Source organism: Acidiluteibacter sp. (assembly GCF_055129545.1).
Map to the genome: position 1 here is coordinate 79,685 of NZ_JBSRUB010000003.1, position 26,293 is coordinate 105,977.

A 26,293-nucleotide genomic window follows, 5' to 3' on the forward strand; every position below is an offset into this window, starting at 1 on the left:
AGATTAGTTATAGAGTGCTAGTCACCCCAATTAGTCTTTTCATTATCAGTCCATAAGTTAGGAAAAAACTTCCGTTGTTGAAACTTTGGGTGCAAGTATTTTTTCCATTCCGAACCACCAGTAGCTGCTTTGTTTTCCCCTTTTTTATCTAAATAATGCTGAGCAGTTTCCAAATGCACCATTGGCCAAGCTACATTGTATAAATGATCGAATTCTCTTAGCTTTTCTTTCAGCTCATTTGATGGATTTTCTAATTCCATTAATCGATCTTGAATTGTTTTTCCTTGTTGCTTCTTAGCTAGGGAAATTAATCCGTCCAAGTATTTCTCTTCAAACTGTCTTAGAGTCAATGTCTTTTTACCAGTTTTTCGGTTCATTCCTGCATCTTTCCAGTAGATGTGCTCAAAATAATCTTCCACGGTAGGATTATCTCCAATACGTTTTTTACCTTCATCGTTGATTAGATTTTCTAATCTTGTGCAGTATAATTCGATGTGTCTAAATTGTACACTCTGAAACCCACTAGCAGGTGCCAATGTGGCTCTAAATGTATTGTAATCATCGTAATCCATTCCATCTTTCATAATGTCGAATGAATTGATTAGCATGCCAGTATATCGGTTTAATCGACTGAATTTAGAGAGTAAAAATTCTTCGGTGTAGATTTCCACTTCTAAAATTTGTTTGATTTCATGAACCATCAACTTTAGCATCAATTCCGTCACCTGATGGTACAAAATGAAAATTTCTTCGTCTTTAAAGTCAGTACGTGGTCGTTGTATAGAAAGCAAGGTTTCCACTTGGATGTAATCCCAATAATTGATAGGCTTAGCTTGTAATAATCCATTTAAATAGGTGTCTGGATTTTCGCCTAAATCTTGGTATTTTTTATTGATTGATTCGATGGTTTTTTCTTGACTCATGTTCTATTTTTTAAATAATCGGATTCCGAATATGGTTAGACAAATGACTTTAACTACTTCTAGTGCGATATAAAAGAAGTGCATAGATGAGGAAGGCACAGTTTCGCCTAGTATGATTAATTCTGCACGAACGTCTAAATCGGGCAGGAGAAAAATTGTTTGTAGTATTAAAATTGCAAAAGGGATGTAGAAGAAGCCTAAAGTTAAAGAAAGTAGCTTTCTATTGATTAAAAATTGGATCAATATCGCAAGAGAGAATACCCATTCTACTTTGTTCAATGCGCTAAAAACCAATCGACCAATTCCCAAACCGAGTGGTATTGTAATGCCAGGAGCTTGGAATTTAAGCCACGCCTCCATAAAGCTAATGGCGCAAACAAAGCCAATCCAAAGGAAATTAATACTGATGACCAACGGATATTTCGCTGTTATTCTCATGAAATAGGAGTTGCGCTATTGTTTTTGTAATACTCTATTTTGTAGTGAAACATTTCTGCCATTTTTCCTGCACGAAATTTTGCTTCATCAGCTTTTTTACCTGAGAATAATTCATCGATTGTTTCGGTAAATAGTTGAATCCACTGATTAAAGTGTTCTTTTCCAATTGGTAATTTTGCGTGTGGTGCAAATGGACTTCCATTATAGGTATGTTCTTCCAATAAAATGGTTTGCCAGAATCGGTACATTTTTTCTAAATGTTCTGGCCATCGATCTTGAATTCGTTCATCAAATAGGTGGCCTAATAATTCGTCTTTTCGGATTTTACCATAAAAAGTATCTACTAGCTTTTTGATATCATTAAGATCTAGAATTTCGCTTTGCATAAGTTGCTGTTTAATGTTTTAAAAATGACAATCCGGTATCTACTCCTTCAGCCATTTCTTTTAAATTGGTGTTTTTTAATAATCCTTCCAAGTCATCCCGAATTTTTTTGAATTGATCATGAACAGGACAGGGATGATTTTCATCACACTGTTTTAATCCCAAACCACAACCTGTAAAAAGCTTGTTGCCATCTATGGCTGTAACAATTTGTACCAATTGAATAGCATCCAATTCATCGGTTGAGATAAAAAACCCACCATGTGGGCCTTTGATGGAATGGATGACCTTGCTTTTAACTAATTGTTGCAATATTTTAGCTGTAAAAGCTGTTGGAGAGTCTATTTCCTCTGCTATTTCAACCAGCGATGCACGTTGTTTAAGTAGTGATTTAGATGCAATATATATAGCGGCTTTGATGCCGTATTCACATGCTTTTGAGAACATAGAAATATACTTTGACCCAAAGTTAATCAATCAAAAATAATTCGGACAATTTTATCCTTATTTATTTTTAGGACTAAAATGTGGAAGAGTCAAAATGTTGTAAAATCTATTACAACAAGAAACCGTTTATAGGCTGAAGTGGTTCAGGAATGTCATTATCTGCTATCATTTCTCGCATATCAATTTCAATACCTCGTGCAATAGAAGAAATGGGAACATCATTGTAAGTTCCTTCAAATGGATTTTCGGAGTAATCTCCAATTTTTTCCATCAAGAAATAAATCCAAATAAGCAGGGCAGAAATGAAAGGGGAGAAGTAGATGAAAAAGGTTTCTCCCATGCCATTAAAAATATCCAACATTGCCAATGGAATCAAGGCACAAAAAACCAATGTTAGCCAAAGCGCAGTAGAGGCATATTGTCGCGGAAAAGGAAAGTTTTTGATTCGCTCCGATTTTCCTTGATCGTCATAAAATGACATCACTAAATGGTGAAACTCCATGTGACGGAAATCTTCGAAATAATTTTGGTCTCTTAATTCTTGAAGGCGTTGTGCCTGAATAGCCATAATTTGAGTCGCGGTATTGGATTTGCCTTCAATGAGCTTCATTTCTATTGGAGATAAATATTGGGTCAATTCCTCATCCAATCTTGCGGTGTATTGTTCGCATACTGTTGGAATGAAGAGCTCTTTTATTCGCATATCTTTGTGTTCCCAATCACGACTCAATCTTAGCTGGTACCTCAAGGCCGTTAACCAAGCAATGTGACGATAAATAAGTTCTTTTTGAATGTCTTGAGCTCCTTCTCCTTGTACAAAAGAAACAGCAGTGGCTGCAAATGACCGACTGTTATTGACTATTCCTCCCCATATTTTTCTGGCTTCCCAAGTACGATCATAAGAACTGTTATTTTTAAATCCCAAGTAAAAAGCGACAGCTATACCAATTACACTAACGGGTTGCCATGGGAATGAAATATTGAAATTTACAAAATAGGCGATCAATGTGATGATAGAGGAATATATTAATCCATAAATAAATGGCTTTTTCGACCAATTAAAGGTCATAAAGAAGCTATAATTTCTTTTTGTATACATGGTTAATGAGTTTGATTCTTAATGCTTAATGATTCGTTGATAGTCAATCCCTTTATTGGTTACAATTTTAACAAGATAAATGCCATTTTGAAAATTATTTAATGAAATATTATCTTGAACTGTTTCCAAAAGTAATTGGCCGTTTGGGTGATAGATTAGAATTTTTTCCAATTGAATTGAAGGGTTCATTTGAATAGACAAAAATGATTTGGTTGGGTTTGGAAATACTTTTATTTGGCTCGCTAAATCGGTTTCATTTAAAGAGTTGGTGTTGCAAATGACTTTGTTTAGTCGTTGCCATATTTGATTGCAAAACATAGATGGAACAGAAAAGGCTGAGCCTGAGGAAGGATTGCCCATTCTCACCATCACCAAACCATTACTTTTTGAAATACTCAAAATTTGTCCGTTCTTGCCCAAAGCGGCAATCATATCCGTTGGGGCATCAGGAGCAAAAGAACCTGGAAAATTAAATTGAGTAGAGGGGAGTTTAAAGCTTGACTTTCCATTTAGCCACCACAAGTATCCATATGATGGATTTATTTGCTGAGAGGTATTAATCATATTGTTGTAATATGTTTGATCAGTTAGCACTGAATCGCCATTCCAAACGCCATTGGCTTGAATTAATAACCCAAAACGAGCCATTGAGCGAGGTTTACTAAAGAATACGTTGTTGAATCCTATTCTAAACCACAAGCCTTGCATTCCTGTCTTAAAAAAGAGACGAGTGTTTGTAAATGACTGATAAGTAGAATTACTTGCTTGCTCGACAACATTTTCCAAAAGGGTATAGGGTGCATTATGGTAGGCCCAACGCGTTCCTGCGTCTGCCAAATAGTTTAGACAAGTATCTATGGTACAGTCTACGTCTCCAGTTCCATCATCCAATCCAGAGGTCATTGTAAGCTGATTCCAAATACTAATTTTTCCTTCCTGTGCTGGTGTGCAGTTGGTCCAGCCTTTTCCAAGGTAGTTCGATGAACTATCGGAAATAGAGAGTAGATTTTCTTGTTGTGCAATGCCTGTTAAAACTGCTGTAACAGATTTTCCTGCTGATGCCCAATACCAAGCACTATCTACTGAAAAGGTTCCAAAGTATTTTTCCAAAACTATTTTACCATCTTTTAAAACGATAAATGCTTTTGTATTTTCATCGTCAAGAAATTGATATAAACTATCTATTTCGTTGACACACCAACCTAATGACTGTGGAGAAATAGTGTCCCAGGTGGCTGATTGAAATTTACTAGGAAAATATATAGATTGAGAAAATATAGTGGATTGAAAAAAAAGGGAAAGTATAAAAATGAAGAATCTATTTTTCATTGTGCTCTCTTAGTTGAAATAATTGCTTCATAAAAATACACAAAAGGTGATTGTTATTCTTTCTTTCTGTTAGGTCGAGTGTGAGTTTTCAGAATCCTTGACTTTTCTTTCCTAACTTCAGGTTCTTTGCGATGTCCCCAAATTTTGTCTCGCGCATGTTTGCCACTTTCTTTCAAATCGACAATCGGGAAAGGATAGTCCACTCCTAAGGTCACACCACAAAAAGTTTGATCGATTGTGGTCATTAACCAGGGCTCATGGATAAACTGTTCCGGTACATTTTCTAGTTCAGGAATCCATTTTTTGATAAATACACCTTTTGGGTCATGGTCTTGCGATTGCTTGATTGGATTATATATTCGAACGGTATTGATGCCTGTGGTTCCCGCTTGCATTTGAAATTGAGGGTAGTGGATCCCCGGTTCATAGTCCAAAAACTGTTGTGCTAAATAGTAAGCTCCATCTCTCCAATCTTGGTCTAAATGATGGCACAACAAAGAAACAACCATGGCACGCATTCTAAAATTGATCCAACCTGTTTCGGCCACACATCGCATACACGCATCCACTAAAGGATAACCTGTATGCCCTGTTTCCCATGCTTTAATGAAAGTGTCATTCTTGTTGTGTTCTAAAAGTTCATACCCTTTGTTGATGCATTTCGTTTCATAACTGCATTCCACTTCAAATTTTTGAATGAAATGACAATGCCATTTTAAGCGAGTGATAAAGTTGCCAAAGGCACGTTTATTTGTTTCATAATTTGGGTGAAAACGAACATAATGCAGGGCTTGTTTGATGGATAAATTCCCCCAAGCCAAATAAGGAGAAATTCGACCACATGCTGTTCTGCTTTCCGTTGGTTTTGAGATGTGTCTACTGTAATTCTTTCCTCGGTTTTTTGCAAAAGAGGTTAGATATCTCCATGCATTAATTTCACCTGCAGGTTGCCATTTTTGATCATAATTTGAAAGGGTATTGATGAAATCTTCAGGAAGTGGGAAGTGATTGAAATGAATGGTATTAATAGCTATGGTAAATCTGTTTTGTAACGTTGCTTTACTCATGGTATCGAACCAACTTTTATCCCAATTTATTCTATTTTTAATGCCGCGTACAATTCCGTCTCGCTGAAATTCTTTCCAGGTTACAGCATGTTGATCAAATAGTCTTTTGACAGCCTTGTCTCTTTTCCAAGTTAAGAGAATCCCGCTTTCTTGATAGCTGTATACCTTATTTATTTGAAACGTATCGATTAGGGCTTTAAATACTTCGACAGCATTCCCATATTGCACTGAGATTTGCTTTTTATACCGAGCCAACGCGTTATTCATCGATTGCAAGGAGTGATAAATAAACTGCAGGTGGCGAATTGAGGTGTCGGGATAACTGATGAATTCTGGTTCAAAACAATAGAGAATAAGGTAAGGAGCACCTATTTCTTCGGCTACAAATAAGGGAGCATGATCTTGAGTCCGAAGGTCTCTTTTCAGCCATACAATATTTATCGTCGGTTTTTCTGTTGTTTTCACTCGAAAGAGACAGTTAAGTCTCTATTTTGTTTCACAGGACATTTACTTTCGATCAAGAAAATCCTGATACGTTAGTTGAGTGAGTGCTTTCCCTAATTCAGTTAGTTCATTTATTTTTTGTCCACGTTTGATCACGTTTCTTTTATGGTGGTAATCATAAACGACCACACCATCTTTACTAACCACTCCAAAGCCTTTGTTGTAAACGTAATGCGCATAGTGTTTGTCAGACTGTACAAATAAATTATTTCCCCAAACAAAATCACTATTATCTCCACCAATTAGCGGAAGTAAAGAAAAAGCAAAGTCGGTGTGAGTGGCGATATTTGAAACAATGGTATCTTTTTGAGCCAAGGCACCACCCAACCACAACATAGGAATGTGAAATTTACTTGGGGAGTGGAAAAACTCTTTTTTAGCAGGTAAAGCATGACCATGATCCGCCATGATCACAATCAGTGTGTTTTCCCACCATGGCTGCTTTTTAGCTTCTGAAATAAAATTACCGATCACTTCATCGGTGTAATGGTGCGCGCTTCTGAAGAGGTTAGCATCTGAATCTTTCCCAAAGGCATATTCTCCAGGAAATTCAAAAGGTTCGTGACTCGAAAGGGTAAATAAAGTCTTAAAGAATGGAGTTTTTTGCTCCTTGTTGATGTCCACTAAAAATCGCTCTAATAATACATGGTCATGCACTCCCCATTTGGAGTTCCAATCTTCTTCTCTAAAGTTTTCACCAGAAACAAAATCAGTAATACCGCCATTTCTGAGGTAAGTATTCATGTTCCCAAAATTTAAGTCACCACCGTAATAATACGCATTGTGGTAGCCAATTTTGGCCATCTTTTGAGTTAAGAATGGCAGCGAACTCGCCTTGTTAGTATTTTTGATAATACTCTGATCGGGTTGGGGTGGATAGCCACTTAAGACAGAAATTAATCCCTTGTCGCTGCGGTCGCCATTGGAATAAAATTGATCAAAAAAGATTCCTTCATGGATCAATTCATTTAAATGAGGAGTTACATCTCTTTCTCCACCTAAGGGAGCCACTACTTTGGCTGTTAGGCTTTCCCAAAGGATCAAAATTACATTCGGTTGAGCGTTGTTTAGCAACTTCAAACTGTCGTTGGACAATGAAATTTTTAACGGATTTCTGACATCATTTATGATGGAAACGGCTTTTTGCTCTTCCATTTCATTGAATGGGTTATCAGAACTATAAGCCTTATAACTTAAAGCGTTTATAAAACTCCAAGTAAAATTTACAGCAGCATGATTGGCATACATTTTATCGGAGAAATAGACATTGCTTTGGTTGACAGGAATGGTTTGTAAACCACCTCTTCCTGCAATGCCTATTGGAATAATACACAGTAAAATAATCGGCGCATTCCAATATTTTAAAGGTTTGAATTGACTTATTTTCTGACTAAAAAAACGATTAAAAAGGTAACACAATAGCAGGGAAAATCCAATCCAGAAGGCAATACTTCCGATCAAAACTAACGTCGGAACAGACGCAAACATTTCACGAGGTGTGTTGAGATACATCAGTGGAGTAGTGTCCAACCGCATTCCCCAAGAACGGTATAAACCAATGTCAAATAGGAATAAGATGTTGACTACAAAAATGATAATGTAGGTGTACCAATTAATGATAGCTCTCGTAATTTTATTTTTCAACCATATTGAAACTGTAATAATTACAAGTGGGAGTAACGTAAAATAGCTAGCAGCAGATAAATCCAAACGCAGTCCTTTGAATGGAATCATCCAAAAAGTAGATGCATCTAATTCTGAAGTAAAATCAGCATGGTAGGCCAAAAAGATGAACCGAACAAAAACAAAATAAAGTACAAAAAATAGGTAGTAATTTAAATTGAAAAAGATACGATCGATTAAAGGCCTCATTTATTGATGAAATTTATCCACAAAATTAGCCTTATTTTCAAGAATAGGTTAATTTAATTGAAGTTCATCCACTTTTTCTATGCTGATTTTGTCTGCTATACTGTCCCAAAGTGCAATTCTTTTCTTTAAAGCTGCTGTGGCAATCTGCGTAGCTTCTTCCCATTTTTTGTCATCATCACCACACAATTCTGCTACCATTTGCAGTGATAGCGGACCATGCTCATCTCCATCAATTTCTATGTGTCTTTTGAGGTAATAGGATAATTTATTAAATGAGCGGCTGTCATCATTTTTCTCTGCATTTTTGACGATTTCTATAAAAATATCAGGGATAATGTCTTCTCTGCCAAAAGTAAATACTGAAGCAATTAAATGGGGTTGATTGGTGTCAATCGTTTCAAAAGTGAATGCCACAAAATCTTGAACAGCCTTTGATGAATCAATCATCTTTAGTGCTTCAATAACTGGAGTTCTTACCGCAATCAAATCAATAAAAGTAAGGATAGGGTTGGTGCATGCCTGAATTTGTTTCATGGCATCAATGTACATTTCAAAATGACTTTTTGGTTCGTTTAATTCATTGACATCACTTTCCTCACCAAATACAATCTCATTGATGAATCTCGACAGCGTTGGATTTTGAGCAGGAACCCAAGGCAAGGTTACTGTCGTCAATTTAATTTGGAGGGCTTTCAAAAGCGACATAAAATCCCAAACTGCGAACACATGTGTCTCCATGAAAAGTTGAATGTCATCAATTGTATTCAATTGATTGTAAATGCGGTGGTTTGTCAGTTCTTTTCTCAGTGGAAGAATTTCTTGCTCGATGGCAGTAATGCGAGAATGAATCATTTTTTTATGCTATTTACGGTATTATTTTCAGATCAGTTTTTGATATAAAAAAAACACCAAATTAAAGAAGTTGTTTTCACAATTCTTTTAATTTAGTGTATTATTAAATGATAAAAAGAAGGATTTACTCTCCTGATCCTAAGTTGTATATTTCTTGTATTTCATGTAATTTTTCAGCAAAATTAATTTTTAAGTCAATCAACTTTCCACTTTGAACATCAAAGACCCAACCGTGAACCAATGGGTAACCACCTTTCAAATATGTTTTTTGAACCACAGCTGTTTTTATCACATTAATGCATTGTTCTTCTACGTTCAATTCGACCAATCGATTGTATCTTTCATTTTCATCAGTGATCGCATTTAGCTCATCCTTATGCAAACGATAGACATCTCTAATGTTACGTAACCAAGGATTTAAGATTCCTAAATCTTTCGACTGCATCGCTGCTTTAACACCTCCACAAAAATAATGACCACACACTACAATGTGTTTTACTTCTAACGTACCAACTGCATAATCGATTACACTCATGGCGTTTAGGTCAGTATTGGCAATCACATTCGCAATATTTCGATGAACAAAAACTTCACCGGCTTCTACACCCATTAATTCTTCAGCAGTTACACGGCTGTCACTACATCCAATGTATAAGAAGTTTGGGTTTTGTCCTTCTGCTAGTTTTTTAAAAAAGTCAGCGTTTGTGGCTTTTTTTCCTTCAATCCATTTTTGATTGTTTTCAAATATTTCGTCGTACGTTGTCATCTATTTATATATTAAAAGTGTTGTCTGTTAGTTGTTCGGATAAAGACCAAAGTTGTTTGGCTACTTCCATATCATTAGCAAGTTCAGTGCTTTTTGCCTGCCCAGGTTTGCCTTTCATTTCGTTGAATCCGGATGGCCCAATGTAGTCTCCACCAGAAATGGCATCATGTAATGCAGCTATAATAATTGGTTGAGCAGCTTTCTCAGGTGAATGAGAAAATAAAGGCTCGAATATTGGCGAAATGATTTTTACCCAAGTTGGTAAAAATTGAAATAAATTAGTGGCTGAAACTCCTGGGTGGGCTGCAACTGATTTTACTGTACTATTGTTTTGTTTTAGTCTGCGGTCTAATTCCTTTGAAAAAATAAGACAAGCTAATTTGCTTTGAGAATAAGCTGCAACTTTGTTGTATTTTCCTTTACTATTGATGTTGTCAAAATCTATTTTTCCTGATTTGTGGGCAATTGAACTCAACGAAACCACCCTCGAATTGGGAGTGCTCTTTAGTTTATCCATCAATAGATTAGTCAATAAAAAATGGCTAAAATAATTCACGCCCATTTGGCTCTCAAAACCATCTTCAGTCAATGAAAATGGGGGAATCATAATTCCAGCATTATTGACCAAAATATCCAATTTGTCGTATTTGGAATTGAAACTATCTACAAAATTTTGAACTGAATCCAATGAGCTTAGGTCCAACTTAATAATGGATAGCTTGGCGTTAGGTAACTTCTTTTTTATCGCTTGCATCGCCGTATTGGCTTTGTCCAAATTCCGACAAGCCATTACCACTTCGATTTCTTTTGATACAAAAAATTTGGTAGTCTCAAATCCAAGGCCATCATTCGCTCCAGTTACTATTGCTAACTTTCCACTTTGATTTTTGATGTCCTTTAAATTGTAACTAACCATTGGTCAAATTATTTTGTTAACGAAGTTAATGTTTATTGGTGGTTGGGTACTCTTTTTTTATCAGCAACGAATCAGATTGTTAAATAAAAAGAATAGGGAAGTATTTACTTTTCTTTCATTCAATAATTTAAATGTGTGATTGTTATCAATTAGATCTTGTTAAAAAAAGCAAAAAACACAAACTTACTTACAAGTGTAATAGTATTACTATTAAGTTTGCAACTTAAACTATTTGAATGGATCGTTTTTTATCAAAATTAGAAATCAAAGTAAACGATAAACTGTATATCAAATATCCGGATTCTAGCGAGTTAGGTAAACGAATTATTGGTGGCGGCGTAGAATTAATTGATGAAATTGGTTTTGATGCATTTACTTTTAGGAAATTAGCGACACATATTAACTCCACTGAAGCATCTGTTTATCGATACTTTGAAAGCAAACATAAATTATTGTTGTACTTTTCTTCTTGGTATTGGGGCTGGATGGAGTATCGATTGGTATTTGCTACGACCAATGTTAATTCTGCTAAAGAAAGACTGGAACGATCTATTTCACTCATTACTGAACAAGTTTTAGACAATAACGCTTATATAGATATTAATTTAGTTAAATTGAATCGTATTGTGATTAGTGAATCATCTAAAGCTTATTTAACAAAGGAAGTAGACATTGATAATAAAGAAGGAGCTTATTCTGATTACAAGCAATTTGTGGAACGGATAAGCGATATAATTTTAGAGATTAATCCAAAGTATAAATATCCACATATGTTAATATCAACAGTCATTGAAGGTGCACATCACCAGCATTATTTTGCTGAGCATTTGCCGAGGTTAACGGATGTGATTAAAGGAGAAGATGCCATATCTGCTTTTTACACCGATATGGTTTTAAAAACAATAATGGATTCACGTAAAGTAAAGTAATCAGAACAATGGAGAAAGAGACGACCACCTTAACAGCAACTCAACGGTTTTGGAGACTTTTGAAGCCCGACCAAAAAGAAATTCGAAACGTTTACGTGTATTCGATTTTTAATGGATTGATCAATTTATCATTGCCATTAGGAATACAAGCCATCATCAATTTAATTCAGGGAGGATTGGTGAGTACCTCATGGATTGTATTGGTTTTCTTTGTGGTTGCCGGAATTGGATTTTCAGGAATACTACAAATTTATCAATTGAGAATTACGGAAAGTATTCAGCAGAAAATATTTGCACGAGCTGCATTTGAATTTGCCTATCGAATTCCGAAGATCAAAATGGAGCGGTTGTATCAACACTATGCGCCTGAATTAATGAACCGTTTTTTTGACATTATGTCGGTTCAAAAAGGACTTTCGAAAATTCTAATTGATTTTTCATCTGCCGCCTTACAAGTCATTTTTGGTTTGATTCTGCTTTCATTTTACCATCCGTTCTTTATCCTTTTTAGTTTTGTTTTGGTGGTTTTGGTGTTCGTTATCTTTCGATATACCTCAGTTCGAGGATTGAAAACAAGTATAAAAGAATCGAAGCATAAATACGAATTAGCCCATTGGTTAGAAGAGGTTGCTCGCACGGCCACTAGTTTTAAATTAGCCGGAGATTCCAACTTGCCATTAGAAAAAGTGGATGGTCATGTGGGACGTTACATCGAGGCACGCCAAAGTCATTTCAAAATATTGGTGCAGCAGTTCTCTATGATGGTGCTTTTTAAAGTGCTTGTAGCTACAGGATTATTAATTATTGGAGGGTTGTTAGTAATTGAACAAAGTATGAATATTGGTCAATTTGTAGCTGCTGAAATCATTATTTTGTTGGTAATTAATTCTGTAGAGAAATTGGTCTTGAGTTTGGAAACCATTTATGATGTACTGACTTCATTGGAGAAAGTAGGCGAAGTAACAGACTTAACATTGGATGAGAACGAGGGTATCGACTTGTGCAAAGAATCCTCAGGAAAAGGGTTGGAAGTAGTTTTGGATAAAATTGATTTTGCTTATCCAGGATACAATAAAAATACCATTGAAGAATTGTCGTTAACAATAGCAAAAGGCGAAAATCTGATGATAGCAGGGCAAAATGGTTCAGGGAAAAGTACACTACTGAACTTAATCTCTGGTTTATTCGATGTTCAAAAAGGGACCATCACTTATGGCGGATTTGCTAAAAATAACTTGCAGATGAATTCTCTGCGTACAGAGATAGGTGGATACCTTAGCCACGAGCAGCTTTTTGAAGGTACCGTAACCGAGAATATTTCTGTTGGTCGTTCTAGTGTTCCATTTGAAAATGTGAAATGGGCAGCTCAGCAATTGGGATTGTCTGACTTTATAAAGACCTTACCAAAAGGATTCGATAGCCCATTGGATCCTTTTGGGAAAAAGCTACCTAGGAGTGTGGTTAGCCGAATCTTACTAGCAAGAAGTATTGCCTCTAAACCGAAATTGCTGCTTTTGGAAAATGCTTTTGAAAGTATTGATGAAAAAGATGTCATAAAGATTATTGATTTCTTAACAGATAAAAGCAACAATTGGACAATGGTTTCCATTTCTTCCAACCGACATTTGGCAGAAAGATGCGACAAAATAGTCTTTATGGACAATGGCTCTATTTTAAAATATGGAACCTACAATGAAATGAAAGAAGTCATCAACTTTATAAACTTATAATATGCTGAATATATCTTCAAATAGTTCTGTTCGAAAACTGAAGAACGGCAATTATCCTTCATTAGAGAAAGTTGAGCGAATGGAATCGAGTAGGAGGTTAATCCGGGTAATCACCGGCCTTTCTATCGCATTGTTTCTATTTTTCTTTTTGCCGTGGACGCAAAATATTCGATCTAAAGGGAATATAACTACTTTAAAACCCAATCAACGACAACAATCTATCCATTCCATTATTCCTGGTCGGATTGAAAAATGGTTCGTGCAAGAAGGAGATAATGTAAAGAAAGGGGACACCATTTTATACCTGACCGAAGTGAAGGATGATTATTTAGATCCAAACTTATTGGTGAACACCGAGCAGCAATTAAAAGCCAAAGAAATGTCGGTGAACTCCTACATGGAAAAAGTGAAAGCATTAGATATTCAGATTGATGCACTCTCTCAAACGGGTAGATTAAAGTTGCAACAAGCAGAGAATAAACTCAAGCAAGCGTATTTGAAAATCAAAAGCGACAGCATGGATTATCAAGCTGCAAAAATCAATTATCAAGTTGCTGAGGAACAGTTTGAACGAATGCAAAAACTGTATAATGATGGATTGAAATCTTTAACAGACCTTGAAAAACGAAAGTTGACACTCCAGAAATCGCAGGCTGAATTGATTTCTTATGAAAATAAATTATTGACGAGTAGAAACGAAGTGTTAAATGCTAAAGTGGAGTTAACTTCTATAAAATCGCAATACCGAGATGAAGTAGCCAAATCGGAATCACAGAAATACACTGCCTTGTCCAATATGTATGATGCAGAAGCCGTGGTAACTAAGTTGCAAAATCAATACATGAATTATTCCGTTCGCTCTGGTTTGTATTATGTTACAGCACCGCAAGATGGATACATTATCAGAACCGTCCAATCAGGTATTGGAGAAACCATAAAAGAAGGAGAGGAGATCTTGACGATTATGCCAGCGGAATACGATTTAGCGATTGCCATGTATGTGCAGCCGATTGACATTCCATTATTAGAAGTTGGTCAGCATGTTCGTGCTCAATTTGACGGTTGGCCTGCCATTGTATTTTCGGGTTGGCCCAGTGCAAGTTATGGCACCTATGGTGGAACTGTATATGCGATAGATAACTACATTAGTCCAAATGGAATGTACCGTGTTTTGGTAGCCCCGGATACTAGTGATGTTTCTTGGCCAAAAGCGCTGAGAGTTGGAGCAGGAGCTAGCAGTATGTTACTCTTAAAAGATGTTCCAATCTGGTACGAACTATGGCGAAAAATTAATGGATTTCCTCCTGATTATTATAAAATTAATAACAACGGAAACAAAGAAAAAAGTGCGACAACCGATGAAAAGTAGAATCATTTATAGTTTGTTTTTGATAATGGTTGTTTTCCAACTAAATGCGCAAGAAAGCATCGGGAAAGTCATGTCGTTTGATCAATACATGGATATTGTAAAAACACATCATCCCATTGCTAAGCAAGCGAATTTAAAAATTCAACAAGGAGAGGCGAGCTTGCAGCAGGCTAGAGGCGGGTTTGATCCAAAATTATTTAATGATGTGAGCCAGAAATATTTCAACGATAAAAACTACTATAGTCTGATTGATGCTGGTGTAAAAATCCCCACATGGTTTGGTATAGAAGTAAAAGGTGGATACGAGCAGAATCAAGGAAACTATTTGAATCCTGAAAACAATACACCCAATAACGGTTTGTGGTATGCAGGAGTAAGCTTACCCATTGGAGCTGGTTTATTCATAGACGACCGAAGAGCAGAGTTGCGAAAAGCACAACTGTATCAGGAAATGACAGCTGCAGAGCGACAATTATTGGTAAATGAGTTGCTGTATCAATCTGGTAAAGCCTATTGGGATTGGTTTGAGTCGTTTAATGTATATCGGGTTTATCAAGAAGCGGTAGAATTGGCAAATGTGCGCTATCAGGGAGTGAAGCAAAATGCGAGTTTAGGTGATCAGCCTGCTATGGACACTGTTGAAGCCGGAATTCAGTTGCAAAATAGGCAAATAGCCCTTCGTCAATCGCAATTGGAGTATGATAATGCAGCAGCTTATTTAATGGTATTTTTATGGGCCGATGGAACGATTCCTTTGGAGTTGGAAGAAAATACACAACCAGAAGTCAATGAGAATATTCTAGGAAAATCGGTTGATCCATTTTATTTGTCTCAGCGGGATACCTTAGTGATGCAACATCCAAAATTGAAGCAATATCAATTGAAGATGGATCAAATTGCGATCGATCAGCGTTTGAAACGAGAACAATTAAAACCGACTTTAAATTTGAAATACAATGCCTTGAGTGAAGCGATTAACGATTCTCCATTTGAGCAATACAACTCCAATAATTACAATTGGGGATTGGAGTTTTCAATGCCCATATTGCTTAGAAAGGAGCGTGGAGCCTTGCGATTGGCCAATTACAAAATGCAAGAGGCCGAATTGGATTTTAGCAACCAAACAGCTGAGATTTTATATAAAATCAACGCCTCACTAAACGAATGGGAAGCCACCAAAGAACAATTGGACATCTATACCCAAACAGTCATCGATTACAACCGTTTATTGACTGGAGAACGCCAATTGTTTAATGCAGGAGAAAGCTCACTCTTCATGGTAAACTCCAGAGAAGTGGGCTTTATTGGGGCGCAAATCAAGCAAATTGAAATTCTGACCAAGAACCACAAAGCACGGTTGAAAACCACCTATTCTTTTGGACTTTTGGGAGAAGAGTAGAGTTGTTCTACTCTAGATTTCAACGCCTGATTCATGGCTTCAAACCCGGTTTTTGTTTTAGTCAATAATTGACTTTTGAATATTGGTACTAACCATCCAGAAAAATACTCTGAGTGAATAAATTTCGTTTGGGTTTCACTGATTTTAATCAATTCAAATTGATGTTTTCCATCGAATAAACCATTTACAAGTAATTTCCCGATCCATTCAAATTGGGTTGGAGGCTGATTCTGTAAAATCAACGGTTCAAACTTCATTCCTTGAACGTTAATCTTTAAGTGATTCTTTTGTTTTGGATGTGCTGAAATGCTTTGTATAAAAGGATTCCATTCTGGATATTGCTTCCAATCCATTAATACTTTCCAAATCGCTTCTGCTGCGCTATCAATGGTAATCTCTGTTTGAATGGCTAACGTTGGTTTCATCTTTTTTTTTGACAAAAGTAGTCGGCCAAAAAATCAATCGGCTTGACATTTGTCAAGAAATTACCCTTTTGGAAAACGATCTTTCCAACGCTTGTGGCTCCATAACCACATAAAAGGCTCTGCTTTTAATGCTTCCTCCAAATGCTTTGCATAATCCGTAATCACATCGTAATTGTCTTTCGGAATGTCTTTATCGGTGATCAACTGAAATTCAATTTCGTAATACCCTCTTTTAATTCGTGTAAACGCAGGAAAAATAACCACATGCTTTCCTTTACTCGCTATACGGTCAGCACCGACTAAAAAAGCAGTCTCTACACCGAAAAATGAAATCCAATGTTTGGCACTTTTGTTTCGTGGACGCTGATCACCGATGATAATGTTCATTGTTTTGATGTTCTCTTGATCAAGCTTTGTAATGGTTCGATATCCTTTATCAGAAGGGATACACATGACACCAAATCGACTGCGAATTAACTGCATCAATCCATCAAAGTATTTATTACTTAATGGCTGGTAGAAAGAAGTGACTTGATGAGGGACAAATTTGGGTAAAAATGCCAACCATTCCCAATTTCCTTGATGTGCAGTGTATAGCGTGATGCTTTTTCCCTCTTCAAAGTATTTCTGAATCAACTCCGGATTTTTTACTTTCAGATGTTTGCGAATGGCTGCCTCACTAATGGTCAGGTTTTTTAGCGACTCGATCATCATGGTGCAAAAGTGCCTTAAAAATTGTTTTCCAATATGTTGTACTTCTTTTGGCGTCTTTTCTGGGAAAGCGATGTGGAGATTTTCTTCAATCACTTTTTTACGGTAACCGGCGATGTAATACAATACAAAAAAAGCAAAATCAGCAAACCAATACAATATGAAAAGTGGGAGTAGAGAGAGGAAATAAAATGGGGCGTATTTTATTTTGTAATGCATTGAGGAGATTGTCTTTTTTTAACGAGCGTAAAATTAACTAATCTCTTCCAATATAAGCTAAAATGGACTTAATCAAAATCCTTCATTTTGCTCCTTACTCGACTTAAAGTTTCAGGACTCATGCCTAGCATTGATGCCAGATAAGTTAAAGGAACTTGGTTAATAAGGGCTCTATTGTGTTTAAACAAAAAACGATACCGTTCAGAAGCGGTCTGAGAAATAAAAGAAAAGACCCGATCTTCAATATGAATAAAACAACTAGAAATGAATCGTTTTTCGATTTCTGCCCAGTTTTCAATCAGCTGAGAAAGTGATTGATACTGTTTTTGGCTAATGGTAAATACCGTTACATTGGTGAGGCACTGGATGTTCCATCGAGCGGGTTGCTGAAATATAAATCCTGATAAATCAGTAATTAACTCTGATGGAGAGGAAATCCATTGGGTGGCTTCTTTGTTTTCAGTAATTGCATAAACTCTCAGAAATCCATCCATTATAATACTCAAATGGGGATGCCGATCTCCGATTTTGGTATGAAAAGTACCTTTCGGCAATTCTTGAAATTTAAATAAGTGAATAATCCGTTGAGCTTCTTCTGCAGTTATTCCCCAGCTCGATATCAGGAGTTCTTTTAGTTTGTCAACCATTTGATTACAGATTTATTGAATACCATACACAGTCTTCCAAAGCTGGGTATTCTTTTAACACATCAAACTTAAAGTTTCTTTCGTAATGCATTCCGATTTTCTTCATTACGTTTATGGAGTTAATATTGGAAGCAGGGGCAATGGAAATGATTTCCGTTAGTTGGAGTTCGTTCTTCGCAAACGCTAGTATTCGTTTAGCACCTTCAGTGGCGAAGCCTTTATTCCAAAACTCAGGATCCAAACGCCAACCAATATCAACAAATATTCCCGTTTGATCTGCGAATTGCTTTTCTGCAAGGCCAATAAAACCTATGAATTTTCCGCTTTTGATTTCATCCACTGCAAAATAACAGAACCCCAAACGGTTGTACATTTTATCCATTCGTTCAATAAATTCTTGACTTTCTGATTCAGTGAGTGTTTTAGGAAAATGACGCATCACTTCTTCATCCTGATTCATTCTTGAAAACAGGGCTAGATCATCAGAGTTCCATATTCGGAATCCTAAACGCTCGGATTGGAAAAGGTAGGTGGTGGTCATGGATAGGAAGTAAAAGGCTATTTCAAAACTTAATTTTTGAAATGGTTTTAGCTATTATTTTTCCTTTTGAAGGTAAATCGTTTAGCTCATTATTGTATGCTTGGTTTAATAATTTTTTAACAGCGTCATTTCTATAATCGTTAGGAGCATAAACAGGCAGGTGACGAATGAGTTTTCCTGTACCTTCAAGTAATTGATTAGGATCATCTAGTAAAGTACCTTTATTAAATCCTAAATTCATATGATTGGTGTAAATGTTTATCATACAGTACGAATCTCCCAATTTATCAGAAACTGAATAAACAGAACTTAATGCATGTGTATAGTACAAAATCTCAGTTGTGTTTGGAAACTGCTCCAAAATGTAAGACCTTAAATCAATATACAACTGAATCAATGAAGGCGCTTTTTTGTTAAGTAAGTGCTCAAAATCGGGGTGGATCACTGGTATCATGGTTAACAATTTTTGTATTTATCATGCAGTCCAACTCCGTTGAGAATCATTGGAATTATTTTCTCCAATCGGCTCAATTTGGTGGCTTCTCGTTTGGCAGATTCAATGTGTTCAGCATATTCTTTTTGCTTGCCTGGAGATAGTTTATCAAAAGCAATTTGCAGTTGCTTATCTGTTTTTAAAGCTTCTTGTAGTTCAGCAGGAATAACCTGTACTTTTGCTTTTTTAGATGGCTTTAGTTCTTTGCCGTCTTTTTGATTTTGAATGGCTTCGTGAAAATATTCTAATAGAATAGAAGTGTCCATTTCTTCAATGGACTGAAATCGAATTTGACGCAAAGATTTGGTGACACCTTCTTGTGCATTGACCAATAATTGATGAGAATCAGTAAGAAATACGCCTTGAAAGAACCAAATGCCCACATAGCTTTTAAAAGCAGCCATGCCAAGAACATTCTTTCCATCAATAGTGTAAACCGGAGCTCCCCATTTGATGGTTTCTACCAATTCAGTTTGGCCAATAATTTCCCTCAAGAAAATCAACTCTTTTTCCCATCCTTTTTTCTTTTGGATGTATGCATCTACTTTATCCATTGGATAAAAATACAAAATTTCGGGAAGTGGGAGAAAAGTGTTTTTTTACCTTGTTTTGTTGTTGCTACTTACTTCAAGGTTTTCATATACTACCATTTACTAAAAAAACGCCAGACTTCTTCCGCACCATTAAACCCTGACTTATCAAAAGATGAAACTTTTGGGCTTTTGTCCCCTGGGTATGCATGGCCATGGCCTGAAATAGTATAAAGCCATGTCTCATAATCCTTATTTCCATCTTTATAATAGATTGAAAATGTAGTTGAGTTAAATTGAATAGAATCAGAAGTTTGGCATTGATTAAATGCCGCATAGTAATCTGCTAACTCGACAATGGATGGACCATCCAATTCACCATCAATACTTATGACTTCATCTTTATCTCCATGAATAAGGAATACTGGAATTGGTTTTTTAGGCTTTTTAGCCGACCATACCTTACCAGATACAAACCCGGATACTGGAGCAACAGCTTTAAACACATCGTTTCCATCAAGAGCTAGTCGATTTGACATTGCTCCACCCATGGAAAAACCTGTCGCAAAAGTTCTTTCTTTGCTTAGCGAATGTTCCTTTTGCAAAGATTTAGCCAATGAGGTTAAAAATCCAACATCTATAGAATTAATGGAAAGGACATCCCATGTAAAATTTACACCTTGTGGATAACATACTGCGAATTTAGCAGTGTCTGCAATTTCGTTAAACCCTAACTCAACGTAATACCTCTCTGCAACTTCTCCATATCCATGCATAACAAATACTAATGGAGCATTTTTAGGCAAACTATCTGGCTTGTAGAGTAAATATTCTCGTTGCACTCCTTTGTAATTATATACAATAGCATTTTTGCCTGCAGAGGCATAAATGTATTTAAGAAATTCAGCGTACGGGTCTTCTTCTTTTTTGCAGCTTGTGGTAAAAAGTAGACCTATTAGAATGATTGATGCAGCGCTTTTACCTTTCATACTAGTTAAATTAAATGAGGACGATTCTATTTATTTAATTAAATATAAAAGTCTTGCGTTTGAGCAGATGGAGACTGAAATACTCCATTTTTTGTGTCAGTTTGTAATTGGTTAAAAATACAAAATTCCATCAAGTGGGATTTTAAAAACATTTGGGATTACGGTTTTTATTTAGCACTATTTTGTACAGCAAAAAGTGATATCAATGTTCTCTATAAACACTTCCGTTCTGGATTAAAATTTCAGATGGCACATAGATGGACAATTTTGTATGACTTCGACTAAATACTGAGCGACAGCCGAAATAAAAGTGGCAATAGCCAAGGCAGGTAAAAAGGAAGAACTATGTAGATTCTTTAATCTAAAAAAAGACATTAAAATCCTAATTTTAGATCATGTCCAAAGATTTTCGATTTTATGTATATATCTTAAAGTGTGCAGATGGCTCATACTATACAGGTGTAACCAATAATATTGAATTGCGGGTTAAGCAGCATAATATGGGAATAAATCCTAATTCTTACACTTTTTCTAGGCGACCAGTAGAGTTGGTTTTTATGAATGAATTTAAATACATCGATCAAGCTATTGCATTCGAAAAAAAAGTAAAAGGCTGGAGTCGGAAAAAGAAAGAAGCAATCATCAATGATAACTGGGAGGATTTGAAAGCACTTTCTATTTGTAGGAATGAGACAAGTCATTTAAATAAGGAGAAGGAATAAAATTGTCTTATTCTGCTGTGGGCTCAATGTTATAATTTTGTATGACTTCGACTCCGCTCAGCCTGACAAAATTTGTCATCCTGAGCAGAATGTTAATAATTTGTCACATTGAGCGGAGTCGAAATGTAAGACAAATTAAAAACAAAATGCTTATAAATACTTATCATCCAGAGTAGTGTAGTTTAAACTGACAGCCAAAGTGAAGGATAAGGCAAGAATAAATTAGAATTTCATACTGTTTTGTTAAACACTTCGACTATCGCTCAGTGTGACAAAACCCTTGCTATTAGTATGTTCACTTTCATATCACAAAGAGCAGAATGTTAATAATTTGTCACATTGAGCGGAGAGGTTTATAACTTGTCATCCTGAGCAGAGAAGTTTATAATTTGTCACATTGGGCAGAGAAGTTTATAATTTGTCATACTGAGTAGAATGTTAAAAATTTGTCACATTGAGCAGAATGTAAATAATTTGTCACATTGAGCAGAGAAGTTTATAATTTGTCATCCTGAGCGGAGTCGAAGGAGACAAATTGAAAACAAAATCCTTATTATAACTTATCATGCTGAGTAATGTAGTTTATACTGACAGCCAAAGTGAAGGATAATACAAGAATTAGCAATAGCTGGTAAAAAGAAGCACTAAGCAAAACCCAATTATTCCATTAACAATTCCTCTTGTATAAAATTGAAAAAAATGAAGGAATACTCTTTTTGTAGTTGGTTTATTTTTAGCATCTTTAGGCTCCATATTACAACTGATAATAATTGAATAAAGGCAATAAGTAATTTGGTAACTCTACTAAACAATCCTCCTTTTACCAATTACCTTCGCAAGTAAAAGGGGCTTGAAAATTATACTCAAACGCATCCATTGGCTCGTTTACTTTATTCTGAATCAGGTTTACCTAAATTGCCAGCTTTCTTTTTGAGTAAATAGTTCGCTAAATCTTTTCTCACTTCACCAGACAAAATGTATAATCCAACTAAGTTGGGTACTGACATGGCCAAGATCATCATATCAGAGAAATCCAAGACTGCCCCTAAACTTACTGAAGCTCCTACGACCACAAAAACCAAGAATATAATTTTATAGGCCAGTTCTGATTGATTCGTTTTTCCAAAGAGATAAGTCCATCCCCTCATTCCATAGTAAGACCAAGAAATCATGGTTGAAAAGGCGAATAAAAAAACGGCTATGGCTAGCACATACGGAAACCAGGAAATAACAGATCCAAATGCTTTGGCTGTTAATTCAACGCCAGTTATACCAGGTACTTCATGCATTCCAGTAAAAATCAATACAAGGGCTGTTAAGGTGCAAACAACTATTGTATCTATAAAGGGTTCCATTAATCCAACAAATCCTTCTGATGGCGCATTGTGCGTCTTAGTGGTGCTGTGGGCAATGGCTGCAGATCCAACACCAGCCTCGTTTGAAAAGGCAGCTCGTTGAAAACCGATGATTAATACACCAATGAAACCTCCTTTTAAAGCACTTGAATTTAATGCGCCATTGTAAATTGCCGAAAATGCAGCCCCTACATTTTCTATGTGAATTCCAATGATAACGAGTGCTGCAATGACGTAGATAAGTGCCATGAACGGAACAATCTTTTCCGTTACTTTAGCAATGCTCTCAATACCTCCAATTATTACAATCCCTACTAGAAAAGATAATCCTATTCCGAACCAAAAGCCGAAGCCTTCCAATACCTCAAATTGGGAGGCCATAATCTGAAACGATTGATTGGACTGAAACATATTTCCTGCACCAAAAGAAGCGCCAACGCAAAGCACAGCGAAAACTCCTGCTAATACCTTCCCCAATCCCTTGAGGTTTCGTTTTTCGAGTCCAAACTTCAGATAATTCATAGGCCCTCCGAAGATTTTTCCATTGGGTTTTATCTCTCGGTATTTCACGCCTAGTGTACATTCCACAAATTTGGAAGACATTCCAAGAAAGCCGGCTAAAATCATCCAAAAGGTAGCGCCAGCTCCTCCAATGGAAATGGCTACGGCCACACCAGCGATATTTCCTAAACCAACAGTTGCAGAAACTGCGGTTGACAATGCTTGAAAGTGGGTTACTTTTCCTGGAGCATTGGGATCGCTGTATTTTCCTCTTGCCAAATCTATGGCATGTTTAAAGCCTCGAATGTTGATGAAACCCATTCTTACTGTAAAGAATGCGGCTCCTAGAATTAACCACACTACAATGAAAGGGATGCTATTCTTTCTGACTTCTCCATTGGGATATAAAAGTGGTCTTTTTTCATCAAAAGAATTGCTAGCAAAATATTGCGCTCCTTGTTCTATAAGGTCTTTGGTATTATTGGGACTAAAAATGATTTTTCCCTCTGCTACGTTGAATTTCACCTTGCCTGATGCCGTGGCTTTTGCTGTCACAGTAGAACCATCAGTAATAGATATAATAGCAATTTCAGCTCCTTTTTTAACCTGATCTCCATCTTGAACGAGTTTCTTTTTTAACATAAAAGTACTGTCTGTAGTGGCTGTCCATTTCGGAGTTTTGATTAGCTCTTTATCAGTATACACCACTGGGTCATATATTCCAATGGCTGCAAAGGGATCCCAAAATAAAAAGGTACTCATTAACTTTACTGCAGGGTCAAATACAGCATTGAAATGTTCCGTGATGGAAGTTGCCTCAATGGTAATTTTCTGACTCACTTGATTGTTTTCAGCATCTGAAATTGTCACAGTATACTCGACTCCTTCAATTAATCCGGAGGCATTGGCTGCACTTAATGGGGTGTTTTGATCTGACCATTGATACTTGTATGGTTGTTGGCCACCTTTTGCCATTAACCTGATTTTACCATCATTGATAGAGGAGGAGGGGTTGATAATTTCAACCTCAATAATTAGTGAATCCTTTTGTGGATAATTTTGCGCTTTTGATTGGTTGAATAAAATGAGAAGTAAAAATGTTGGGAAAAATAATCTTAAAATTTTGTTCATAGATAACAGAATAGTTAGGTAAAAACTGATTTTAATGTTGAATTTCAGTACGCTCTTTCATGGGATTTGAAAAAACCTTTAAATCTATTCGATGGAATATTAAAAGGAATTTTCCTGAAAAACGATTAAAAAATACTTGAATCCTTCAAAAGTAGCAAAATCTATAAACCTTAGTTTTAGAATCAGTACTGTTAGCCATGTGCGTTAATAAATAGATAAACAATGTGCATTTTTTCGGGGAGTATACTTTTCAATTCTTCTTCATAGAATGAGCATTAGGCACTTAAAATACAAAACCCTCTTACCATTTGCTTCCGCAATCAGTAAAAGGGTTCTTCACTAATGAAAAAAAGTTATCGTTAGGCGATCAAATCAGCTCGCTTGTTATCAATTTTATCACTTTCTAAATACTCGTCGTAAGTCATCAACATGTCGATGGTTCCGTTTGGAGTTAATTCGACTACTCGGTTCGCCACAGTTTGAGTAAACTCGTGGTCATGAGAAGTAAACAATACTGTTCCTGGGAACTCCATCAAGGAATTGTTCAATGCAGTAATGGATTCCAAATCCAAGTGGTTGGTTGGTTCATCCAAAATCAATAGATTCGCACTTTGTAGCATCATTCTGGACAGCATACAACGCACTTTCTCTCCTCCAGATAATACACTTACTTTTTTGAACGACTCTTCGCCTGAGAATAACATTTTACCCAAGAAACCTCGAATGTATACTTCGTCTTTTTCTTCAGAATAACGTCTCAACCAATCTACTAAGTTGTCATCTCCTACAAAGAATTCAGCATTGTCATTTGGCAAATAAGCCGTTGTAATGGTTTGACCAAATTCAAATTCACCTGTATCAGCTTTTTCTAGGCCGTCCAATATTTCAAACAACTTTGTTACCGCGATTCCATCGTGACTTAAAAAAGCAATTTTATCACCTTTGGTGACATTCAGGTTCAAATCTTTGAACACATATTCTCCATCTATTTTCTTCGATAGGTTGGTGATGTTCAACAATTGATTTCCCGCTTCTCTTTTTTGATCAAATATAATGGCTGGATAACGTCTCGTAGAGGCCTGTATTTCATCTACGTTAATCTTATCCAATAATTTCTTTCTACTTGTTGCTTGCTTTGATTTAGAAGCATTCGCACTAAATCGAGCAATAAACTCTTGCAGTTCCTTTTTCTTTTCTTCTGCTTTCTTGTTTTGGTTAGATTTCTGTCTGGAAGCCAATTGACTCGTGTGGTACCAGAACGAATAGTTACCGGTAAACAAGCTCACTTTCTTAAAGTCGATGTCTACAATGTTCGTACAAACTGTATCCAAAAAGTGCCTATCGTGAGAAACAACAATTACCGTGTTTTTAAAGTCCAATAAGAAATCCTCTAACCAAGAAATGGTTTTGATGTCCAAATCGTTGGTTGGCTCATCCAGAATCAAAATATCAGGGTTACCAAATAAGGCTTGTGCCAATAACACCCGTAGTTTTTGATTTCCTGAAAGATCTTCTAAGTTTTTATAGTGCTCAGATTCTTCAATTCCCAATCCACTCAATAGGGCAGCAGCATCACTTTCAGCATTCCAACCGTCCATTTCTGCAAATTCAGCTTCTAGTTCAGATGCTTTGATTCCATCTTCATCACTGAAATCAGGTTTCATATAAATGGCATCCTTCTCCTGCATAATGGCCCATAATGTTTTGTGGCCCATCATTACCGTATTTAGGGTGGTAAATTTATCAAAGGCATTGTGATTTTGGCTCAACACCGCCATTCGTTTACCAGGCTCGATGTAGATCCTTCCAGCATTGGCATCCATTTCTCCAGCCAATATCTTTAAGAAAGTCGATTTTCCTGCGCCATTAGCACCGATGATGCCGTAACAGTTATTGCCTGTAAATTTGATGTTTACTTCGTCGAATAGAACTCTTTTACCGAATTGTAATGAAATGTTTTGTGCTTCAATCATGATTTATACTTTTGAGAACGCAAAATTACTGA

Annotated in this window: 25 protein-coding genes; 5 read left to right on the plus strand and 20 right to left on the minus strand. The window is 36.3% G+C overall.

Annotation, left to right across the window (positions count from 1 at the left end; all coding sequences use genetic code 11):
- Positions 1 to 17: 17 nt before the first annotated feature.
- The 11 genes from ACTB0X_RS00665 to ACTB0X_RS00715 form a co-directional block, all read right to left on the minus strand.
- On the minus strand, positions 18 to 923 hold the full coding sequence (locus ACTB0X_RS00665) for a tryptophan 2,3-dioxygenase family protein (RefSeq protein ID WP_463023039.1): 906 nt from the start codon (positions 921 to 923) through the stop codon (positions 18 to 20).
- Between the two features lie 3 nt (positions 924 to 926).
- Complete coding sequence (locus tag ACTB0X_RS00670) at positions 927 to 1,361, minus strand: hypothetical protein (protein ID WP_463023040.1); 435 nt, start codon at positions 1,359 to 1,361, stop codon at positions 927 to 929.
- Positions 1,358 to 1,747 (minus strand): group III truncated hemoglobin, encoded by a 390-nt coding sequence (locus ACTB0X_RS00675; RefSeq protein ID WP_463023041.1) that lies wholly within the window; start codon positions 1,745 to 1,747, stop codon positions 1,358 to 1,360. Before ACTB0X_RS00675 ends, ACTB0X_RS00670 begins: the two co-directional genes overlap by 4 nt.
- 10 nt (positions 1,748 to 1,757) lie before the next feature.
- Positions 1,758 to 2,192, minus strand: a complete 435-nt coding sequence (locus tag ACTB0X_RS00680) for an RrF2 family transcriptional regulator (RefSeq protein ID WP_463023042.1) — start codon at positions 2,190 to 2,192, stop codon at positions 1,758 to 1,760.
- A gap of 109 nt (positions 2,193 to 2,301) precedes the next feature.
- The gene (locus ACTB0X_RS00685) at positions 2,302 to 3,291 is read right to left on the minus strand and encodes a bestrophin family protein (protein WP_463023043.1); all 990 of its coding nucleotides are present in this window, start codon (positions 3,289 to 3,291) and stop codon (positions 2,302 to 2,304) included.
- A gap of 18 nt (positions 3,292 to 3,309) precedes the next feature.
- Positions 3,310 to 4,620 (minus strand): serine hydrolase, encoded by a 1,311-nt coding sequence (locus tag ACTB0X_RS00690; RefSeq protein WP_463023044.1) that lies wholly within the window; start codon positions 4,618 to 4,620, stop codon positions 3,310 to 3,312.
- 53 nt (positions 4,621 to 4,673) lie between these two features.
- A complete protein-coding gene (locus ACTB0X_RS00695) occupies positions 4,674 to 6,152 on the minus strand; it encodes a cryptochrome/deoxyribodipyrimidine photo-lyase family protein (RefSeq protein ID WP_463023045.1) in 1,479 nt (492 codons plus the stop codon).
- 42 nt (positions 6,153 to 6,194) lie between these two features.
- On the minus strand, positions 6,195 to 8,063 hold the full coding sequence (locus tag ACTB0X_RS00700) for an LTA synthase family protein (RefSeq protein ID WP_463023046.1): 1,869 nt from the start codon (positions 8,061 to 8,063) through the stop codon (positions 6,195 to 6,197).
- A 48-nt stretch (positions 8,064 to 8,111) separates the two neighbouring features.
- A complete protein-coding gene (locus ACTB0X_RS00705; RefSeq protein ID WP_463023047.1) occupies positions 8,112 to 8,915 on the minus strand; it encodes a DUF3050 domain-containing protein in 804 nt (267 codons plus the stop codon).
- A gap of 124 nt (positions 8,916 to 9,039) precedes the next feature.
- Positions 9,040 to 9,681, minus strand: coding sequence for a carbonic anhydrase (locus ACTB0X_RS00710; protein WP_463023048.1), 642 nt, complete (start codon positions 9,679 to 9,681; stop codon positions 9,040 to 9,042).
- A gap of 4 nt (positions 9,682 to 9,685) precedes the next feature.
- A complete protein-coding gene (locus ACTB0X_RS00715) occupies positions 9,686 to 10,597 on the minus strand; it encodes an oxidoreductase (protein ID WP_463023049.1) in 912 nt (303 codons plus the stop codon).
- 236 nt (positions 10,598 to 10,833) lie between these two features.
- On the opposite strand from ACTB0X_RS00715, the gene ACTB0X_RS00720 reads away from it, so the two are divergent.
- The 4 genes from ACTB0X_RS00720 to ACTB0X_RS00735 are packed head-to-tail and all read left to right on the plus strand — an operon-like array spanning position 10,834 to position 16,024.
- Complete coding sequence (locus ACTB0X_RS00720) at positions 10,834 to 11,526, plus strand: TetR/AcrR family transcriptional regulator (protein WP_463023050.1); 693 nt, start codon at positions 10,834 to 10,836, stop codon at positions 11,524 to 11,526.
- A gap of 8 nt (positions 11,527 to 11,534) precedes the next feature.
- The gene (locus ACTB0X_RS00725) at positions 11,535 to 13,256 is read left to right on the plus strand and encodes a peptidase domain-containing ABC transporter (RefSeq protein ID WP_463023051.1); all 1,722 of its coding nucleotides are present in this window, start codon (positions 11,535 to 11,537) and stop codon (positions 13,254 to 13,256) included.
- A 1-nt stretch (position 13,257) separates the two neighbouring features.
- The gene (locus ACTB0X_RS00730; RefSeq protein WP_463023052.1) at positions 13,258 to 14,625 is read left to right on the plus strand and encodes an HlyD family secretion protein; all 1,368 of its coding nucleotides are present in this window, start codon (positions 13,258 to 13,260) and stop codon (positions 14,623 to 14,625) included.
- Positions 14,615 to 16,024, plus strand: a complete 1,410-nt coding sequence (locus tag ACTB0X_RS00735) for a TolC family protein (protein WP_463023053.1) — start codon at positions 14,615 to 14,617, stop codon at positions 16,022 to 16,024. The genes ACTB0X_RS00730 and ACTB0X_RS00735 overlap by 11 nt, the downstream gene beginning before the upstream one ends.
- On the opposite strand, the gene ACTB0X_RS00740 is transcribed toward ACTB0X_RS00735, so the two are convergent.
- From ACTB0X_RS00740 to ACTB0X_RS00770, 7 genes are all read right to left on the minus strand, one after another.
- A complete protein-coding gene (locus ACTB0X_RS00740) occupies positions 15,994 to 16,449 on the minus strand; it encodes an SRPBCC family protein (RefSeq protein WP_463023054.1) in 456 nt (151 codons plus the stop codon). The genes ACTB0X_RS00735 and ACTB0X_RS00740 overlap by 31 nt on opposite strands.
- Before the next feature lie 60 nt (positions 16,450 to 16,509).
- The gene (locus tag ACTB0X_RS00745) at positions 16,510 to 17,379 is read right to left on the minus strand and encodes a lysophospholipid acyltransferase family protein (RefSeq protein WP_463023055.1); all 870 of its coding nucleotides are present in this window, start codon (positions 17,377 to 17,379) and stop codon (positions 16,510 to 16,512) included.
- Positions 17,380 to 17,447: 68 nt separating this feature from the next.
- Positions 17,448 to 18,026 (minus strand): Crp/Fnr family transcriptional regulator, encoded by a 579-nt coding sequence (locus ACTB0X_RS00750; protein ID WP_463023056.1) that lies wholly within the window; start codon positions 18,024 to 18,026, stop codon positions 17,448 to 17,450.
- Between the two features lie 4 nt (positions 18,027 to 18,030).
- Positions 18,031 to 18,567, minus strand: a complete 537-nt coding sequence (locus tag ACTB0X_RS00755) for a GNAT family N-acetyltransferase (RefSeq protein WP_463023057.1) — start codon at positions 18,565 to 18,567, stop codon at positions 18,031 to 18,033.
- A gap of 22 nt (positions 18,568 to 18,589) precedes the next feature.
- Positions 18,590 to 19,021, minus strand: a complete 432-nt coding sequence (locus ACTB0X_RS00760; protein WP_463023058.1) for a DUF1801 domain-containing protein — start codon at positions 19,019 to 19,021, stop codon at positions 18,590 to 18,592.
- Positions 19,022 to 19,023: 2 nt separating this feature from the next.
- Positions 19,024 to 19,614 carry a YdeI/OmpD-associated family protein gene (locus ACTB0X_RS00765; RefSeq protein WP_463023059.1) on the minus strand — a complete coding sequence of 197 codons (591 nt, stop codon included), beginning with the start codon at positions 19,612 to 19,614 and terminating at the stop codon, positions 19,024 to 19,026.
- Positions 19,615 to 19,703: 89 nt separating this feature from the next.
- Positions 19,704 to 20,579, minus strand: a complete 876-nt coding sequence (locus ACTB0X_RS00770) for a CE1 family esterase (protein WP_463023061.1) — start codon at positions 20,577 to 20,579, stop codon at positions 19,704 to 19,706.
- 395 nt (positions 20,580 to 20,974) lie between these two features.
- Between ACTB0X_RS00770 and ACTB0X_RS00775 the strand changes: the two genes are divergently transcribed.
- Entirely contained in the window at positions 20,975 to 21,301 is a 327-nt protein-coding gene (locus ACTB0X_RS00775) for a GIY-YIG nuclease family protein (RefSeq protein WP_463023062.1), read from the plus strand.
- Positions 21,302 to 22,191: 890 nt separating this feature from the next.
- Here the strand turns inward: ACTB0X_RS00775 and ACTB0X_RS00780 are convergent.
- Together ACTB0X_RS00780 and ACTB0X_RS00785 are read right to left on the minus strand one after the other, a co-directional pair.
- Complete coding sequence (locus tag ACTB0X_RS00780) at positions 22,192 to 24,288, minus strand: amino acid carrier protein (RefSeq protein ID WP_463023063.1); 2,097 nt, start codon at positions 24,286 to 24,288, stop codon at positions 22,192 to 22,194.
- A 359-nt stretch (positions 24,289 to 24,647) separates the two neighbouring features.
- The gene (locus ACTB0X_RS00785) at positions 24,648 to 26,261 is read right to left on the minus strand and encodes an ABC-F family ATP-binding cassette domain-containing protein (RefSeq protein WP_463023064.1); all 1,614 of its coding nucleotides are present in this window, start codon (positions 26,259 to 26,261) and stop codon (positions 24,648 to 24,650) included.
- Positions 26,262 to 26,293 lie beyond the last annotated feature (32 nt).

Coding starts and splice junctions, on each gene's coding strand:
- ACTB0X_RS00665 (WP_463023039.1), bottom strand. CDS start 923: ATGAGTCAAGAAAAAACCATCGAATCAATCAATAAAAAATACCAAGAT.
- ACTB0X_RS00670 (WP_463023040.1), bottom strand. CDS start 1,361: ATGAGAATAACAGCGAAATATCCGTTGGTCATCAGTATTAATTTCCTT.
- ACTB0X_RS00675 (WP_463023041.1), bottom strand. CDS start 1,747: ATGCAAAGCGAAATTCTAGATCTTAATGATATCAAAAAGCTAGTAGAT.
- ACTB0X_RS00680 (WP_463023042.1), bottom strand. CDS start 2,192: ATGTTCTCAAAAGCATGTGAATACGGCATCAAAGCCGCTATATATATT.
- ACTB0X_RS00685 (WP_463023043.1), bottom strand. CDS start 3,291: ATGTATACAAAAAGAAATTATAGCTTCTTTATGACCTTTAATTGGTCG.
- ACTB0X_RS00690 (WP_463023044.1), bottom strand. CDS start 4,620: ATGAAAAATAGATTCTTCATTTTTATACTTTCCCTTTTTTTTCAATCC.
- ACTB0X_RS00700 (WP_463023046.1), bottom strand. CDS start 8,063: ATGAGGCCTTTAATCGATCGTATCTTTTTCAATTTAAATTACTACCTA.
- ACTB0X_RS00705 (WP_463023047.1), bottom strand. CDS start 8,915: ATGATTCATTCTCGCATTACTGCCATCGAGCAAGAAATTCTTCCACTG.
- ACTB0X_RS00710 (WP_463023048.1), bottom strand. CDS start 9,681: ATGACAACGTACGACGAAATATTTGAAAACAATCAAAAATGGATTGAA.
- ACTB0X_RS00715 (WP_463023049.1), bottom strand. CDS start 10,597: ATGGTTAGTTACAATTTAAAGGACATCAAAAATCAAAGTGGAAAGTTA.
- ACTB0X_RS00720 (WP_463023050.1), top strand. CDS start 10,834: ATGGATCGTTTTTTATCAAAATTAGAAATCAAAGTAAACGATAAACTG.
- ACTB0X_RS00725 (WP_463023051.1), top strand. CDS start 11,535: ATGGAGAAAGAGACGACCACCTTAACAGCAACTCAACGGTTTTGGAGA.
- ACTB0X_RS00730 (WP_463023052.1), top strand. CDS start 13,258: ATGCTGAATATATCTTCAAATAGTTCTGTTCGAAAACTGAAGAACGGC.
- ACTB0X_RS00735 (WP_463023053.1), top strand. CDS start 14,615: ATGAAAAGTAGAATCATTTATAGTTTGTTTTTGATAATGGTTGTTTTC.
- ACTB0X_RS00740 (WP_463023054.1), bottom strand. CDS start 16,449: ATGAAACCAACGTTAGCCATTCAAACAGAGATTACCATTGATAGCGCA.
- ACTB0X_RS00745 (WP_463023055.1), bottom strand. CDS start 17,379: ATGCATTACAAAATAAAATACGCCCCATTTTATTTCCTCTCTCTACTC.
- ACTB0X_RS00750 (WP_463023056.1), bottom strand. CDS start 18,026: ATGGTTGACAAACTAAAAGAACTCCTGATATCGAGCTGGGGAATAACT.
- ACTB0X_RS00755 (WP_463023057.1), bottom strand. CDS start 18,567: ATGACCACCACCTACCTTTTCCAATCCGAGCGTTTAGGATTCCGAATA.
- ACTB0X_RS00760 (WP_463023058.1), bottom strand. CDS start 19,021: ATGATACCAGTGATCCACCCCGATTTTGAGCACTTACTTAACAAAAAA.
- ACTB0X_RS00765 (WP_463023059.1), bottom strand. CDS start 19,614: ATGGATAAAGTAGATGCATACATCCAAAAGAAAAAAGGATGGGAAAAA.
- ACTB0X_RS00770 (WP_463023061.1), bottom strand. CDS start 20,579: ATGAAAGGTAAAAGCGCTGCATCAATCATTCTAATAGGTCTACTTTTT.
- ACTB0X_RS00775 (WP_463023062.1), top strand. CDS start 20,975: ATGTCCAAAGATTTTCGATTTTATGTATATATCTTAAAGTGTGCAGAT.
- ACTB0X_RS00780 (WP_463023063.1), bottom strand. CDS start 24,288: ATGAACAAAATTTTAAGATTATTTTTCCCAACATTTTTACTTCTCATT.
- ACTB0X_RS00785 (WP_463023064.1), bottom strand. CDS start 26,261: ATGATTGAAGCACAAAACATTTCATTACAATTCGGTAAAAGAGTTCTA.